Source organism: Mycetocola sp. Y719, from assembly GCF_056713205.1.
The window spans coordinates 67,238-81,890 of the sequence record NZ_JBWYGY010000003.1 but is presented as its reverse complement, the minus strand read 5'-3'; the positions used below and the strand labels follow the sequence as shown (position 1 = coordinate 81,890).

Annotated in this window: 13 protein-coding genes; 9 read left to right on the top strand and 4 right to left on the bottom strand. The window is 65.9% G+C overall.

The features are described 5' to 3' along the window. Window positions 1-169 precede the first annotated feature (169 nt). The 3 genes from AC1M0F_RS12250 to AC1M0F_RS12240 all read left to right on the top strand — a co-directional run bounded on the left by AC1M0F_RS12250 (window position 170) and on the right by AC1M0F_RS12240 (window position 3,401). Window positions 170-1,246, top strand: a complete 1,077-nt coding sequence (locus tag AC1M0F_RS12250; protein ID WP_480238536.1) for a sugar ABC transporter substrate-binding protein — start codon at window positions 170-172, stop codon at window positions 1,244-1,246. Window positions 1,247-1,368: 122 nt separating this feature from the next. Further along, window positions 1,369-2,121 carry an ATP-binding cassette domain-containing protein gene (locus tag AC1M0F_RS12245; RefSeq protein ID WP_480238535.1) on the top strand — a complete coding sequence of 251 codons (753 nt, stop codon included), beginning with the start codon at window positions 1,369-1,371 and terminating at the stop codon, window positions 2,119-2,121. Then, entirely contained in the window at window positions 2,118-3,401 is a 1,284-nt protein-coding gene (locus tag AC1M0F_RS12240) for a sugar ABC transporter permease (protein WP_480238534.1), read from the top strand. Before AC1M0F_RS12245 ends, AC1M0F_RS12240 begins: the two co-directional genes overlap by 4 nt. 38 nt (window positions 3,402-3,439) lie before the next feature. Here AC1M0F_RS12240 and AC1M0F_RS12235 read toward each other — a convergent pair whose 3' ends face one another. The 3 genes from AC1M0F_RS12235 to AC1M0F_RS12225 form a co-directional block, all read right to left on the bottom strand. Continuing rightward, a complete protein-coding gene (locus tag AC1M0F_RS12235; RefSeq protein WP_480238533.1) occupies window positions 3,440-4,237 on the bottom strand; it encodes an isocitrate lyase/PEP mutase family protein in 798 nt (265 codons plus the stop codon). Between the two features lie 79 nt (window positions 4,238-4,316). Beyond that, entirely contained in the window at window positions 4,317-5,066 is a 750-nt protein-coding gene (locus AC1M0F_RS12230; RefSeq protein ID WP_480238532.1) for an SDR family NAD(P)-dependent oxidoreductase, read from the bottom strand. Between the two features lie 14 nt (window positions 5,067-5,080). Then, window positions 5,081-5,956 carry a fumarylacetoacetate hydrolase family protein gene (locus tag AC1M0F_RS12225; RefSeq protein ID WP_480238531.1) on the bottom strand — a complete coding sequence of 292 codons (876 nt, stop codon included), beginning with the start codon at window positions 5,954-5,956 and terminating at the stop codon, window positions 5,081-5,083. A 183-nt stretch (window positions 5,957-6,139) separates the two neighbouring features. Here AC1M0F_RS12225 and AC1M0F_RS12220 point away from each other — a divergent pair, with 183 nt between their 5' ends. The 5 genes from AC1M0F_RS12220 (at window position 6,140) to AC1M0F_RS12200 (ending at window position 11,828) form a co-directional block, all read left to right on the top strand. Further along, window positions 6,140-7,420 carry an L-fuconate dehydratase gene (locus tag AC1M0F_RS12220; protein WP_480238530.1) on the top strand — a complete coding sequence of 427 codons (1,281 nt, stop codon included), beginning with the start codon at window positions 6,140-6,142 and terminating at the stop codon, window positions 7,418-7,420. Then, window positions 7,417-8,373, top strand: a complete 957-nt coding sequence (locus tag AC1M0F_RS12215) for an aldo/keto reductase (RefSeq protein ID WP_480238529.1) — start codon at window positions 7,417-7,419, stop codon at window positions 8,371-8,373. Before AC1M0F_RS12220 ends, AC1M0F_RS12215 begins: the two co-directional genes overlap by 4 nt. Beyond that, complete coding sequence (locus AC1M0F_RS12210) at window positions 8,370-9,212, top strand: amidohydrolase family protein (RefSeq protein WP_480238528.1); 843 nt, start codon at window positions 8,370-8,372, stop codon at window positions 9,210-9,212. The genes AC1M0F_RS12215 and AC1M0F_RS12210 overlap by 4 nt, the downstream gene beginning before the upstream one ends. 31 nt (window positions 9,213-9,243) lie before the next feature. After that, window positions 9,244-9,663, top strand: coding sequence for an RbsD/FucU family protein (locus AC1M0F_RS12205; RefSeq protein WP_480238527.1), 420 nt, complete (start codon window positions 9,244-9,246; stop codon window positions 9,661-9,663). A 122-nt stretch (window positions 9,664-9,785) separates the two neighbouring features. Continuing rightward, window positions 9,786-11,828 carry a MinD/ParA family ATP-binding protein gene (locus AC1M0F_RS12200; RefSeq protein WP_480238526.1) on the top strand — a complete coding sequence of 681 codons (2,043 nt, stop codon included), beginning with the start codon at window positions 9,786-9,788 and terminating at the stop codon, window positions 11,826-11,828. A gap of 235 nt (window positions 11,829-12,063) precedes the next feature. Here AC1M0F_RS12200 and AC1M0F_RS12195 read toward each other — a convergent pair whose 3' ends face one another. Next, window positions 12,064-12,933, bottom strand: coding sequence for a sugar phosphate isomerase/epimerase family protein (locus tag AC1M0F_RS12195; protein WP_480238525.1), 870 nt, complete (start codon window positions 12,931-12,933; stop codon window positions 12,064-12,066). A 211-nt stretch (window positions 12,934-13,144) separates the two neighbouring features. On the opposite strand from AC1M0F_RS12195, the gene AC1M0F_RS12190 reads away from it, so the two are divergent. Then, window positions 13,145-14,653 carry a sugar ABC transporter ATP-binding protein gene (locus tag AC1M0F_RS12190; protein WP_480238524.1) on the top strand — a complete coding sequence of 503 codons (1,509 nt, stop codon included), beginning with the start codon at window positions 13,145-13,147 and terminating at the stop codon, window positions 14,651-14,653.

Here is a 14,653-nt window from a genome sequence, read left to right as displayed (position 1 = left end):
GGAGGCGATGAGCAAACGGCGCTGGCCAGGTGGAGCGCTCTCATCGCAGTGATTCCGTTACCAGACGCCTCTACCCAGAAAGGTGAGGATCTGTCATCATCGAGAAGCGGCCGCCAACGACGACGGGGCACCAGGAGGGGTTCACCTCACCTCACAGAAGGGTAGAGACGTGAAGAATTCTTCATTTGTCTCCGCTGCCGCACTCGCCGGGATCTCGGCGCTGCTGCTGGCAGGTTGTTCTTCCGGTGGCGGCGGCGGCAACGGGGGTGGAGACGGCGGGAGCGACGCGGAAGCGACGCGTGCCTGTGTGATTCTCCCCGATGCTTCGTCCTCTCCACGCTGGGAAAACAACGACAGACCATATCTCCAGGACGGACTCGAAGCCGCCGGATACGAGGTCGACATCCAGAACGCCCAGGGCGACACCAACAAGTACGCCACCATCGCCGATCAGCAACTCACCAAGGGCTGCGGAGTGATGCTGCTCGTCGACTACAACGGTGCGGGTGGCGCCGTCGCCGAGAAGGCCAAGGCAGAAGGCATCCCGGTCATCGCGTATGACCGCCCGATCGCTGGTGCCGACTACTACGTGTCATTCGACAACGTCGAAGTCGGGCGCCTCGAGGGCCAGTCGGTCCTTGACGGGCTCGAAGCCGCTGGCAAGGACCCGGCCAGCGCCGTGGTCGTCTACATGGGTGGCGATCCTTCAGACGGAAACGCCAAGATGTTCCACGACGGCGCCGCTGAGGTCATGGAAGCTGCGGGCATCACGCCGGCGGCTGAACCACCGGGCATCTGGGACGGTGACAAGTCGGCGACCAACTTCGAACAGGCTCTCACCTCGCTCGGAGGCAAGGTTGACGCCGTCTGGGCCGCCAACGACACCAACGCGGCTGGCGTCATCACCATCCTCGACAAGAACGGCCTCACGGTTCCGGTCTCCGGGCAGGATGCCTCGGTAGCCGGCCTGCAGAACGTCCTGCTCGGAAAGCAGACCGCCACGGTCTACAAGCCGATCAAACTCGAGGCCGACGCGGCGATCGACCTGGCGGGCAAGCTCCTCGAGGGCGAGACTCCGGAGGCTGACCAGAAACTCGAGGACGGAACACCGTATATCGCGGTCACCCCGATCCTCGTCGGGCCTGAGGAAGTCGTCACTGTCGTCGACGCAGGCGACGCCGATGCCACCGAGCTCTGCGCGGGCGAAGTCGCAGCCGCGTGTGAGAAGTACGGCGTCAGCGGGTAACCATCCGGATGGGGTCCGGGCTGTGCCATCCGGCCGGCCCGGACCTCACTCCACCCCTCGCTCAGTGCTCGTGACCGCGTGCACACCGAGCGGGGACAATGTCGTGTGAAAGGGAGCCGGACATGGACGTGCCGCTCATCGAACTCTCCGGAGTGGTCAAAAGCTTCGGACCTGTCAGCGTCCTCAAGGGCGTCGGCTTGAAAGCGTACGCCGGCAAGGTGACCGCACTCGTCGGAGACAACGGTGCCGGCAAATCGACGCTCATCAAGGGCCTCGCCGGCGTGCAACCGTACGATGAAGGAACCGTGACGTTCGACGGCGAAGAAGTCACCCTTCACACGCCGCGGGATGCCGCGCGCCTGGGGATCGAGGTCGTCTATCAGGACCTCGCACTCTGCGACAACCTCGACATCGTGCAGAACATGTTCCTCGGTCGTGAGGAGACACAGTTCGGCACCTTCGACGAAGGCCGCATGGAGCGCGACGCGTCAGACACCCTCCGCTCGTTGTCGGTGCGCACCGTCACGTCGGTGCGGCAGAAGGTGTTGTCCCTCTCCGGAGGGCAACGACAAACTGTCGCCATCGCCCGCGCCGTACTGAAGAAGGCGCGTGTGGTCATCCTCGATGAACCGACAGCCGCCCTCGGCGTCGCGCAGACGGAGCAGGTTCTCAACCTCGTCAGGCGACTGGCTGAGCAGGGCGTCGCCGTCATCATCATCAGCCACAACCTCGTCGACGTGTTCGCCGTCGCGGACCATATCAACGTGCTGTACCTCGGTCAGATGGTCGCATCCATCGAGACGAAGGACACGACGAGCGACGAGGTCGTCGGCTACATCACCGGAACGAAGATCCCGGCAGGAGTGACGCCATGAGCGTGCAGCAGAAGGTCCCAGACTCAGGGTCCATGCCGGTTCCGGACCAGAGCCACCAGATCGGGAGCGGCCAGGAGGGCGGCGTCGCCGACCAGGTGCGTGCCTGGGCCCAGCGTGTGCGCGGCGGCGAAATGGGTGCGCTCCCCGCGGTCGGCGGTTTCATCGTCCTGAGCATCCTGTTCTCGATACTCAGCCCGGTCTTTCTCACCGAGCGCAACTTCGCGAACCTCATGACCCAGGCCGCGACGCTCGTCATGCTCGGCATGGCGCTCGTCTTCGTCATCCTCCTCGGTGAGATCGATCTCTCGGCCGGTGTCACGGCCGGTGTCACGATGTGTCTCTTCATCGTGCTCGTGAACGTGCAGGGCGTGAACTGGGTCCTGGCGCTGGCGATCGCATTCGGGTTGGGCATCGCCATCGGCACGTTCATCGGTTTCTTCGTGGCCAGGGTCGGTATTCCATCATTCGTCGTGACCCTCGGCCTGTTCCTCGGTCTGCAGGGTGTTGAACTGATGATCATCGGGGCCGGCGGCCTGTATCGCGTGCAGATCCCCGAAATCCTCGCCATCCAGAACCGCAATATGCCGCCATGGGCGGGCTGGACCATGCTTGTCGTCATTCTCGCGGTGTCGGCGGCAACGTCGTTCTGGGACCGGGCCCGCCGGTCCCGCGCCGGTGTGCTGAACCGCACCATCGCGCTCGTCTGGATCAAGCTCGGCGTCATCGCCCTGCTCGGCGGCTCCGTTGTGTTCATCCTGAACCAGGATCGCGGGCAGTCCATCCGTGCTGTCCAGGGCGTGCCCATTGTGGTGCCGATCGTGCTCGTGATCCTGTGGGCAGGAACGTTCGTGCTCGACCGCACCAAATTCGGGCGCAATATCTACGCGATCGGTGGCAACGCGGAGGCCGCGCGGCGAGCCGGCATCAAGGTCGTCATGGTCCGCTGGACGGCGTTCATCGTGTGCTCGACGCTCGCGGTGGTCGCCGGCCTCTTCTCGATCAGCAAGGTGGGCTCAGTGGACGCCGCCGCCGGTCGCGATCTCGTCCTGAGCGGTGTCGCGGCGGCGGTCGTCGGTGGCGTCAGTCTCTTCGGAGGGCGCGGTCGTCTCCTCCATGCGGCGATCGGTGCCCTGGTGATCGCCGTGATCACGAACGGGCTCGGGCTGCTCAACCTGCCCGCAGGCGTGAACTACGCGGTCACCGGCGGCGTTCTCATCCTGGCGGCCACTGTCGACGCCGTCTCCCGCAAACGGGCGGGCGGGTCCGTCGTGCGTGTCTGAGAGGGCACTACTGCTGCACGCTCGCGAGCGACGGCCGGCTACAGGTCGAACGGGAAGCGCAGGTCCTCAGGGAACTCACCCAATGCAGTGAGCGTCGTCGCGGCGCGCTGCAGCGCGGCGAGGGCCAGGCCCATCGTCTGCGGGCCGAAACTGACGCGCGAGATCCCGAGGTCGGCGAGACGCTGCAACGGGATGCCGCCGAAACCGCCGATGGTCGAGATCCGGCCGTTCACCTCATCGAGGGCACGCTTCACGAGGTCCTCGTCCTTCAGACCGAGGAAGAAGATGACGTCAGCACCGGCGTCGAGGTAGGCGTTGGCGCGCGTGACAGCGTCATCCCAGGTTCCACCGCTCACGAGTGTGTCCACGCGCGCGTTGATGACGAGCGGGATGCCTGTGGCGTCGCCGGCACCGCGAGCGGCAGCCACGCGGGCCACCGACGAGTCGATGTCGCGCTGTGGGCCGGTCGCCGACGCGAGCGAGTCCTCGATGTTGATGCCCACAGCACCGGATTCCTCGATCAGTCGACGGACGTTGGCGCCGACACCGGCGGCATCCGCGGCGTAGCCCTTCTCGAAGTCGATCGAAACAGGCAGGTCGACCGCGCCTGCGATGATCCGCGCGGCGCGAATCGCCTCGTCGACGGAGAGGCCTTCGTTGTCGGAGACGCCGTGGGCGAAGGAGACGGAGTGCGACGCACTCGCCAGGGCGGTGACGCCGGGCGCTTCGGAAACGATCTTCGCGCTGATGGCGTCCCAGACGTTCGTGACGATCAGGGGGTCGCCCGGTGCGTGGAGACGGTTGAGCAGTTCAGCTTTCTGCAGTTGTGAGGTCATCGTCCCAGTCTGCCGGGGACAGGGGCGCGATTGCCAGACCGTCCGCCCAGCGCGGAACGCGGGCGGACGGCGTGTCCGGTTACTCCGGGCGCAGGCGGAGTTCCTGCATGCCGCCGTCGACCGCGATGGAGGTGCCTGTGGTCGAGCCGGAGCGCGGGCTGGCCAGGTACGCGACGGCGTCGGCGACCTCGGACGCCGCAACGAGGCGCCCGTGCGGCTGGCGCGCGTTGAGCGCGGCACGCTCCGCCTCCGGATCGGCGGCGCTCGACAGCAGACGTCCGATCCACGGGGTGTCCGCGGTTCCCGGGTTGACCGCATTGACACGGATGCCTTCGCGCAGGTGATCGGCGGCCATCGCGCGGGTGAGTGCCAGCACGGCGCCCTTCGACGCGCTGTAGAGCGCGCGGGCGGGGAGCCCGGCCGTCGCAGCGATCGACGAGGTGTTGACGATCGCCGCTGACGGTGACTTCCGCAACCATGGCAGCGCCGCGCTCGACACCCGGGCGATGCCGGTGACGTTGATGCTGAACACCCGCGCCCACTCGGCGTCATCGTTGTCGGCGACAGTGCCCTGGGCTCCGATGCCTGCGTTGTTGACCACGATGTCGATTCGGCCGAACTTCTCAACGACTGCGGCGACGGCGGCGTCGACGGAGGCACGATCGGCGACGTTGGCTTCGACGGCGAAGTGCACCGGGTCGGCATCGGCCGGGTTGAGGTCGAACACCGCGACCTGTGCTCCGGCCCCGGAGAGTCGGGCCGCAATTGCGGCGCCGATCCCTGAAGCGCCACCGGTGACGACGGCGACGAGGTTGTCGAACTCTGGCATGGGGTTGCTCCTAGCTAGTGGTCTGCGGATGCGCGGTCGGCCGGGTGCGCGACGAATTGCTGCCTCTGGCGGCCGAGACCCTCGATCTCGATCTCCACGACATCACCGTCTGCGAGATACGGGAACCGGCCGGACAGTGCGACGCCCTCAGGTGTGCCGGTGAGGACGAGGTCTCCTGGCTCCAGCGCCAGGTACTGACTCAGGTGCCAGATGACATAGTCGACACCGAAGATGAGATCCGCGGTCGACGAGTCCTGCCTGGCGTCGCCGTTCACGAAGCTCGTCAGGCGCAGGTTGCCGTGGTCGACCTCATCCGGTGTGACGAGCCATGGCCCTGTGGGGTTGAAGCCGGGCGCGCACTTGCCCTTCGACCACTGGCCGCCCGAGACCTCGAGCTGGAACGTGCGCTCCGAAACATCGTTGGCGGTGACGAAGCCCGCGATGTAGTCGCCCGCCTCATCGGGGGAGTCCAGGTACGACGCCCGCTTGCCGATCACGACGCCGAGTTCGACCTCCCAGTCGGTCTTCGTACTTCCACGGGGGATCTGGACCGAATCGTTCGGGCCGACGACCGTGTTCGGGGTCTTCATGAACATGATCGGGATCTCGGGCGGCGCCGACCCCGACTCGGCGGCGTGGGCCGCGTAGTTCATGCCGATGCAGATGACGGCGCTCGGGCGCGCGATCGGCGCACCGATTCGCAGATCAGCCGCTCCGTCGAGTTCGGGGAGTGACCCATCGGCGACCGCGGTACTCACGCGCTCGACCCCGGCCGATGAGAGGAATGCGCCGTCCACGTCGCTGGTGATCGACGAGATGTCGAAATACGAGTCGTCGTGGAGAACGACGGGGGTCTCAGAGCCGATTGGGCCCAATCGAGCGAATTTCATGCGGCAACTCTCTGTCTCGGTGTGCAGCGTTCGCGCCCGATCGAGAAGCCCCGGCGGTGGAACGTCTGAACTATTCTGCCGTGGATCCCGATGCCTGAGCCGAGATCAGCGACACGTGTTCGTGATTGACATTCTATACATCGGATGTTTAGGGTGAGGAAGCCGACCAAGGAGATCATTTCCGTGAGCACCATCACCGCGCTGGAAACCAGCGACATCCGCTTCCCGACGTCGACATCTCTCGACGGTTCCGACGCCATGAACCTCGACCCCGACTACTCCGCGGCGTACGTCCGGATCCTGACTGACGCCGACGACGGTCTCGAAGGGCACGGCTTCGTCTTCACCATCGGACGCGGAAACGACGTGCAGGTCGCCGCCATCCAGGCGCTCGCCGGCCACGTCGTCGGCCGCAACGCCGAAGAGTTGCTCGCCGACATGGGCGCCACGTGGCGGGAGTTCGTCTGGGACTCACAGCTGCGCTGGCTCGGGCCGGAGAAGGGCGTCATGCACATGGCCATCGGCGCCGTCGCGAACGCACTCTGGGATCTCAAGGCCAAACGTGCCGGCCTGCCGCTGTGGCAATTGCTCGGACGGATGAGCCCGGAGGAGATCGTCGAACTCGTCGACTTCCGCTACCTCACCGACGCACTCACGCCCGATGACGCGCTCGAGATCCTTCGCGCGTCGGTCCCAGGGCGAGCCGAACGCGAAGCCGAACTCCTGTCCACCGGATACCCGGCATACACGACCACCCCCGGCTGGCTCGGGTACAGCGACGAGAAACTCGTCCGCCTGGCGAAGGAAGCCGTGGCCGACGGATTCAGCATGATCAAGCTCAAGGTCGGCGGCGACGTCGACGACGACATCCGGCGGATGCGACTGGCCCGCGAAACCGTCGGACCCGGCATCCGCATCGGCACGGACGCGAACCAGCGCTGGGGCGTCGACGAAGCGATCGAATGGATGTCCCGGCTCGCGGAGTTCGACGTCGCGTGGATCGAAGAGCCCACCAGTCCTGATGACATCCTCGCCCACGCCGCCATCGCCCGCGGTGTCGCCCCGATTCCCGTCGCCACCGGTGAGCACATGGCGAACCGGATCATGTTCAAGCAGTTCCTCCAGGCCGACGCCCTCCAGGTGCTCCAGATCGACGCCTCCCGCGTCGCCGGCGTCAACGAGAACATCGCCATCCTGCTGCTCGCAGCGAAGTTCGGTGTTCCGGTCTGCCCGCACGCCGGCGGAGTCGGGCTGTGTGAGGCAGTGCAACACCTGTCGATGTTCGACTTCGTCGCCGTCTCCGGTTCCCACGACGGCCGTGTCATCGAATTCGTCGACCACCTGCACGAGCACTTCGTCACCCCGGTCGACATGAAGGACGGGGCGTACCAGGCGCCGATCGCGCCAGGGAACGGTATGGAGATGCACGCGGCCAGCCGGGCCGAGTACGCTTTCGGCAAATGAGCGAACTGCACCTGCCCAGGCTCGGCTACGGCGCCGCCAACGTCGGCAACCTGTTCCGCGCGCTCAGCGACGACGACGCGTGGGAGATCCTGCAGTCGGCGTGGGATGTCGGCATCCGCTACTTCGACACCGCCCCACACTACGGACTCGGGCTGTCCGAGCGGCGCCTCGGCGCGTTCCTCGCCACCAAGCCGCGTGACCAGTTCGTCGTCTCGACCAAGGTCGGCCGGCTGCTCGAAGACCACCCGGAGGGCGCGGCGGAGCTCGATATGGAGAATGACTTCGCCGTCCCTGCCGACAAGCGGCGGGTCTGGGACTTCTCGGCCGACGGCATCCGGTCCAGCGTCGAGGATTCGCTCGAACGCACCGGTCTCGACCGGTTCGACATCCTCTATCTTCACGACCCCGAGCGGAACAGCCTGCGTGACGGGCTCGACGAAGCCGTCCCGGCGCTCGCCCACTTCCGCGACCAGGGCATGACGCGTGCCATCGGCGTCGGATCGATGGACACCGACGCCCTGCTCGCCTCGGCCAACACCGGGGCACTCGACCTGCTCATGGTCGCCGGCCGGTACACCCTCGCAGAACAGCCGGCACTCGCCGACGTGATCCCAGCCTGCCGGGTGAACGGAGTCGGGATCATCAACGCGTCCGTCTTCAACTCCGGGCTGCTCGCCACGGACAACCCTGGCGCCGACGCCAGGTACGAATACGGCGGTGTTCCCGCACCCGTTCTCGCGCGGGTGCAGTCGATCGCCGGGGTGTGCCGTGAGTTCGGCGTCTCACTCCCGGCCGCTGCCCTGCAGTACACGCTCCGCGACGACACGGTCCGCTCGATCGTCGTCGGCGGAAGCAAGCCCGAACAGCTTCGCCAGAACGCCGCGCGCATGATGGAGACGATCCCTGACGACCTGTGGTCGACGCTCACCGAGAGAGGGCTCATCCCGGCATGAACGCTCCGCTGCGCATCGACGCGCACCTGCACCTCTGGGACCTGACCGTTTCGGAGTACGGCTGGCTCGGACCGCAATTCGGCCCGCTGTACGCCAGCTGGTCCGCGGAGCAGGCCGAGCCCGAGCTCCGGCGTGCGGGCATGGACGGTGCGATCCTCGTCCAGGCCGAGGACTCCCACATCGACACGCAGTTCATGCTCGACACGGCCGACGCCCACGAGTGGGTGCTCGGCGTCGTCGGCTGGGTGCAGCTCGATTCGACGGATGCTGCGCGCCGCGACCTCGACGTGTGGACCCGGCATCCGAAATTCCGTGGCGTCCGGCATCTGCTCAACGACGACCCGCGTGACGGATTCCTCGACCTGCCCGACGTGCGTGCTTCGCTGGCCGAGGTCGCCAGGCGAGGGCTGGCCTTCGACGTGCACGACGCGTGGCCGCGCCACCTCGATGCGGCTGCCCGGCTGGCCGGCGACCTGCCCGAACTTACCCTCGTGCTCGACCACCTGGCGAAGCCGCCGCGCGGGCACCACGATTTCGCCGATTGGCAGGCGAGGATGACCCGGTTCGCGGCGCACCCGAACACGGTCGGCAAGCTGTCGTCGCTGCGTCGCTCCGACCAGCCGTTCACCGTCGACGCGCTTCGCGAGGTGTTCGAGCCGGCGCTCGACGCGTTCGGACCAGACCGGCTGATGCACGGCGGCGACTGGCCGATGACGATCCCGGCCGGCGGCTACCAGCCGACCTGGGAGGTCATGAGCGCGCTCATCGCCGAACTCAGCACAACCGAGCAGGATGCCATCCTCGGCGGGACCGCCGCCCGGGTGTACGGCATCCGATGATCACGATCACCAATCGAGAGGAACGAGCCACATGCTGCAGGGCATCAACCCCCTATTGACCGGCGAACTGCTGTTGCACCTGGACGAGATGGGGCACTCCGACACCGTCATCATCGTCGACGCGCACTTCCCGGCATCCCGGCTCGCCGAACGGCTGGTCACGCTGCCGGGGACCACGTCGCCTGAGGTACTCGAAGCGGTGCGCAGCGTGCTGCCGCTCGACGACAGCCCCGCCGTCGACCTGATGACCTCCGCCGACGGCACAGTGCTCGACGTGCAGAAGGAGCTGCTCACGGCCGCAGGTGTCACGGAATCCGATGTGCGTTTCGTCGACCGTTTCGACTTCTACGACGACGCCGAAGACGCCTATGTGATCATCCGCACGGGGGAGACCCGCACGTACGGTTGCGTGATCGTGCGTAAGGGACTCGTCGGACACGAATCCGCCTGATTGCAAGGGGATTGCGCCCCCGAACGCGGCACACGCGATACTGGTACTCGTGAAATGGTCGCGGAAACGCCGGGAGGGCGCCAACCGGCCACGGAGAGAAACGGTGACCAGACGTGTCAGACATGTCGAATGAGCCACACATCACTGCCCTTGTCCGTGCTGACGGCACGGGCGAAGTGTCCGTCGACGGCGACACGTCGCAGGTCCATGCCGACGACATCGAGGGCGTGCGGGCGGCGATCATCGCCCGCGTGACCGAGGTGGCTATCGAGCGCGACCGCCCGGTGCGGGTCGCAACGACGGACCTTGACGGCATCTACCCGCTGATCGTCCACCCCAACGGCTCGGTCGACTCCGACGGGCCCGTCATCCTGGCGGATGCCGCAGTGGGCGACGGCGACGTTCATGGGTCGCATGTGTCACATGCCGATGACGGCTCCGACGATGACGATTCGGATGATGACGATTCGGATGCCGCGGGCGAGGTCGACGAAGACGCCGACTCCGGCGAGGACCCGGCTTCCGCCGAGAACGCCGGTTTTGATCACGGCGCCGACGACGACTCCGATGACGACTCCGACCAGAACCACGGAGGCGACGACGGTCCCGATCGCGCCGACCAGGCATCGGATGATGACGCTCACGGCCCTGAGGCGAACCAGGGAGACAGCGGCGGTCATCCTTCCGTGGGCGACAGCAGCGACGACGCTCCGGTCGACGACGCTGACGGCGATGACACCGAGAGCGGCGTCTGGCGGCTCGGTGACGACACCCCCGTGCCCGTCGATTCTTCGGAGCCTGAATCGGACGACGAGTCCCGGCCCGACAATCAGGCACAGTCGGTGGAACCTGCCCTGATCCCGCCACCTCCATTCGGGTTCGACGACCTCCTCACCCCGTCGGATCCCGCAGACGGATTCGTCTCGGCGCCGACGAGACGGTCGACGTTCCAGTCGTTCGAAGCGGCGCTCGGATTCGCCGACAACCAGCCACACCAGGGCCACGACCGGGACGAACCACTCAACGACCCGGCTCCCCAGGGCGCCGGTGGCTTCCCGGTCTCTGACTCAGCGGACACCGCCGGAACCGATCCGACACTCGGCGCGGAATGGTCCACCGAATCCGGACCGACCTCGGCTCCAGAGAACGCGGCCCCGGTTCCCGACCTTCCCGTAGCCGGCCTCCAGACGTTCTCGCCCCCCGCCGTCGCGGCCGGTGATGCCGACGACTCGGCGCCGACCCTCGACGATTTCCTGCAGTCGCGGCCATCGGCATCCGTCGGCCCGGCGAAGAAGGGCTGGCAAGGGCTCATCACGCGCATCACCGGCGGGCTCATCTCGCCGAAACCCGGCAAGGCCGAGCGCGCGCACCGTGATGCGATCGAACGGGTGCAGCGGAGCCTCAAGGGCCCGCGCACCATCGTCGTGCTCAATCCCAAGGGTGGGGCGCACAAGACCACGGCGACGCTGCTGCTCGCCGCGACCTTCGGCACGCATCGAGGAGGGTCCACCCTGGCGTGGGACAACAACGAGACCCGCGGCACGCTCGGCTGGCGGGCACAGCCGTCGCGCCATTCGAACACAGCGGTCGACCTGCTCCGCGACCTCGACCGGTTCGCCGACGTGAAGTCGGCGAGGGTCGGCTACCTCGACAGTTACGTACGCGCGCAGGGTGATGCGCAGTTCGATGTGCTGGCTTCGGACGAGGATGCCGCCGCATCGTCGACGATCGACGCCGCCGCGTTCAGGAGCCTTCATTCGACGTTGAGCCGCTTCTACCGGGTGCTCGTCATCGACACCGGAAACAACATGAGGGCGTCGAACTGGGAGGCTGCCGTCGAGGCTGCCGACCAGCTCGTGGTCGTCACGACCGTCAACGAGGAGACAGCAGCCAGTGCCGCCTGGCTGCTCGATGGACTGCGTCAGAAGGGTCACCAGGACAAGGTCGGCAAGGCCGTCACGATCCTGTCGTCACCCGGGGACACCGTGCAGCCGGAACTCTCCCAGCGCCTGCACGCCCACTTCTCTGCCCTCACCCGGGTCGTGCTCGAGGTGCCGTACGACCCGGGATTCCAGAGCGGTGGCCCGCTCAACGTCGACCTGCTCGACCCGAAGACACGTGAGGCGTGGCTGCAGGTGACGGCCGCGGTGGCCGACGGGCTGTAGCCAGGACCCGAACCCGACCGCGGTCGGTGAGCCGGGGACAAGGACAGCAGGCATCCTTGTGTGGGGGCTCTGCCCCTGTGCGATGGTGATGCACTCGCCCGGATAGCAGGAGATCACACGGTTCGCAGGACAGTTCGGGGGGAAAAGTCCTGACAACCGTGCGATCTCCTGTTTTGATGCCGATCTCGATACGCGGCCTCGCTTCGCTCGCCCGCTACTCGATCAGCGGGGAGGCCTAGTGCAGACTGATCGACTCCACCGCACGCAACTGGTCACGGATGAAGCGGTTCGCGTGCGCGGCGAGGTCGTCGGAGTCGTCCCACAGGTTGCGCCAGATTCCGAGCATCCTGCTGAGGTCCTGATTGACGACCGCCGACGAGAACGACTCGAATACGACGGGTCCGTCGTACGAGACGCGGGCGAGGCCACGGAAGAACGACCCGAAGTCCACGGTGCCCGAGCCGAGGTAGCCGCGGTGGCTCTCGCCGATGTGCACGTACCCCAGGCGCGAGTCGACATCGAGCACCGGGGTGTAGAGGTCCGACTCCTCGATGTTCATGTGATACGTGTCGAGGTGCACCGAGACGTTGGAGTGGCCGACCTCGTCGAGAAACCCGAGCGCCTGCCTGCCCGTGTTGATCACGTTGGTCTCGTAGCGGTTCACGACTTCGAGGGACAGGTGCACACCGACGCCCTCCGCCCTGGAGGCCAGACGTTTGAGCGCAGCGGCACTCGATGCCCGGCCGGAGGGAGTGACCGGTTCCATGTATTTCTTCATGGCGCTGTAGATCACGCCGCAGAGTCTCGTGCCTCCCATGGCGTGCACGATGTCGATGCATTCCTCGAGCATCCGTTCGCCTGCGGCCACGACGACGGGGTCGTCGCTGGTGAGGTCGGTGGCCTCGCTGAGGCCGAGCGATGCGCTCACGGCGAGGTCGTTCTCCTTGAGCAGGCGTGCCGCAAGCATCCGATCAAAGCCGAACGGGTCCATGAGGGGAATTTCGATCAAGTCGAAGCCGGCCTGCTTAGTCTTCTCGATAGCCAAGGTCAACCCCGCCTGCTCGAATGAGCCGGTGAAGACGAGAGCGTGTGCGCCAATGAGCACGATCGTGTCCTTTCACTTCACAAGCGCCCCAGATCGGGACGCCGGTTTTGGATCCACCCTATTCGGATGCTGCGGAATTAGATACATTAGGGTACAACTAGTAGTCCGGCCGAGGAGAAATCTTAAATTGGTCGGATCTTTGAGTAATTCCGTGGCATGATCATCATGACCGGAACCTCAGGTTCCATCCTCCGATGAAGTAGGTGAATGAGTGACTACCCAATTGCTGAAGGTCAGCGGGATCAGCAAGAGCTTCCCCGGCGTGCAGGCACTCCAGGACGTCCAGTTCGAGCTGAACCGCGGTGAGGTCCTCACCCTCGTCGGCGAGAACGGCGCAGGCAAGTCCAGCCTGATGAAGATCCTCTCGGGCATCTACGCGAAGGATGCCGGCACGATCGTCCTCGAGGGCGAAGAGGTCGACATCGACAGCCCGCGCACGGCGCAGCACCTCGGTATCAGCATCATCCACCAGGAGATGAACCTGATGCCGCACCTCACGGTCGCCCAGAACATCTACATCGGACGTGAACCGCGCACGATGGGCTTCGTCAACGAACGCAAGCTCAACAAGCAGACCGACGAACTCCTCAAGCGGTTGGGCATCCACCTGAAAGCGCGCCAGAGCGTCGGCGAACTGACCGTCGCCCACCAGCAGATGGTGGAGATCGCCAAGGCGCTCTCGTTCGACGCCAAGGTCCTGATCATGGACGAGCCCACGTCGGCGCTGACCGACTCAGAGACCGAGACGCTGTTCTCCCTCATCGCCGGCCTCAAGGAGCACGGCACGGGGATCATCTACATCTCCCACCGGATGGAGGAGCTGCGCCGCATCGCCGACCGGGTGACCGTGCTGCGCGACGGGCGCTACATCGGCAGCCTCGACAAGAACGAGATCGACATCCCGACAGTCATCGAGATGATGGTCGGCCGTCACATCGAAGAAGGCGCCCGCCCCGAAGCCCGCGAACACGCCCACGACGACATCGTGCTCAAGGTCGAGACTCTCGGCACAAGGCACCTGCTCAAGGACATCAACTTCGAACTCCGCCGTGGCGAGATCCTCGGTTTCGCCGGCCTGATGGGTGCAGGACGCACCGAGGTGGCCCGCGCGATCATCGGAGCAGACCCCTCGGAGGGGTCGGTGATCACCGTGCAGGGCAAGCAGGTGAAGATCTCGCAGCCGGCGGATGCCGTCGCGCACGGAATCGGCTACCTCTCCGAAGACCGCAAGGCGCTCGGCCTCCTGCTCGAGCGCGACGTGAACACGAACATCCTGCTCGCGTCTCTGAAGGACTACACCGGGCCGCTCGGCTTCATGCGCCCCGGTAAGGGGAAGCAGAAGTCCCGCGGGTACGTCGAATCACTCCGGATCAAGACGCCGTCGATCAACCAGATCACCAAGAACCTGTCCGGTGGCAACCAGCAGAAGGTCGTCATCGCCAAGTGGCTGGCCAGGGACTGCGACATCCTCATCTTCGACGAACCGACGCGCGGCATCGACGTCGGTGCCAAGGAGGAGATCTACAAGCTGCTCAATGACCTCGTCGCACAGGGGAAATCGATCATCATGATCTCCTCCGAGCTTCCTGAGGTGCTGCGGCTGTCACACCGGATCGTGGTGATGGCCGGGGGACGCATCACCGGCATCCTCAACAACGAAGACGCCAGCCAGGCGAAAATCATGGACTATGCGACCAACATGGGCGACGAGAAAGAGTAA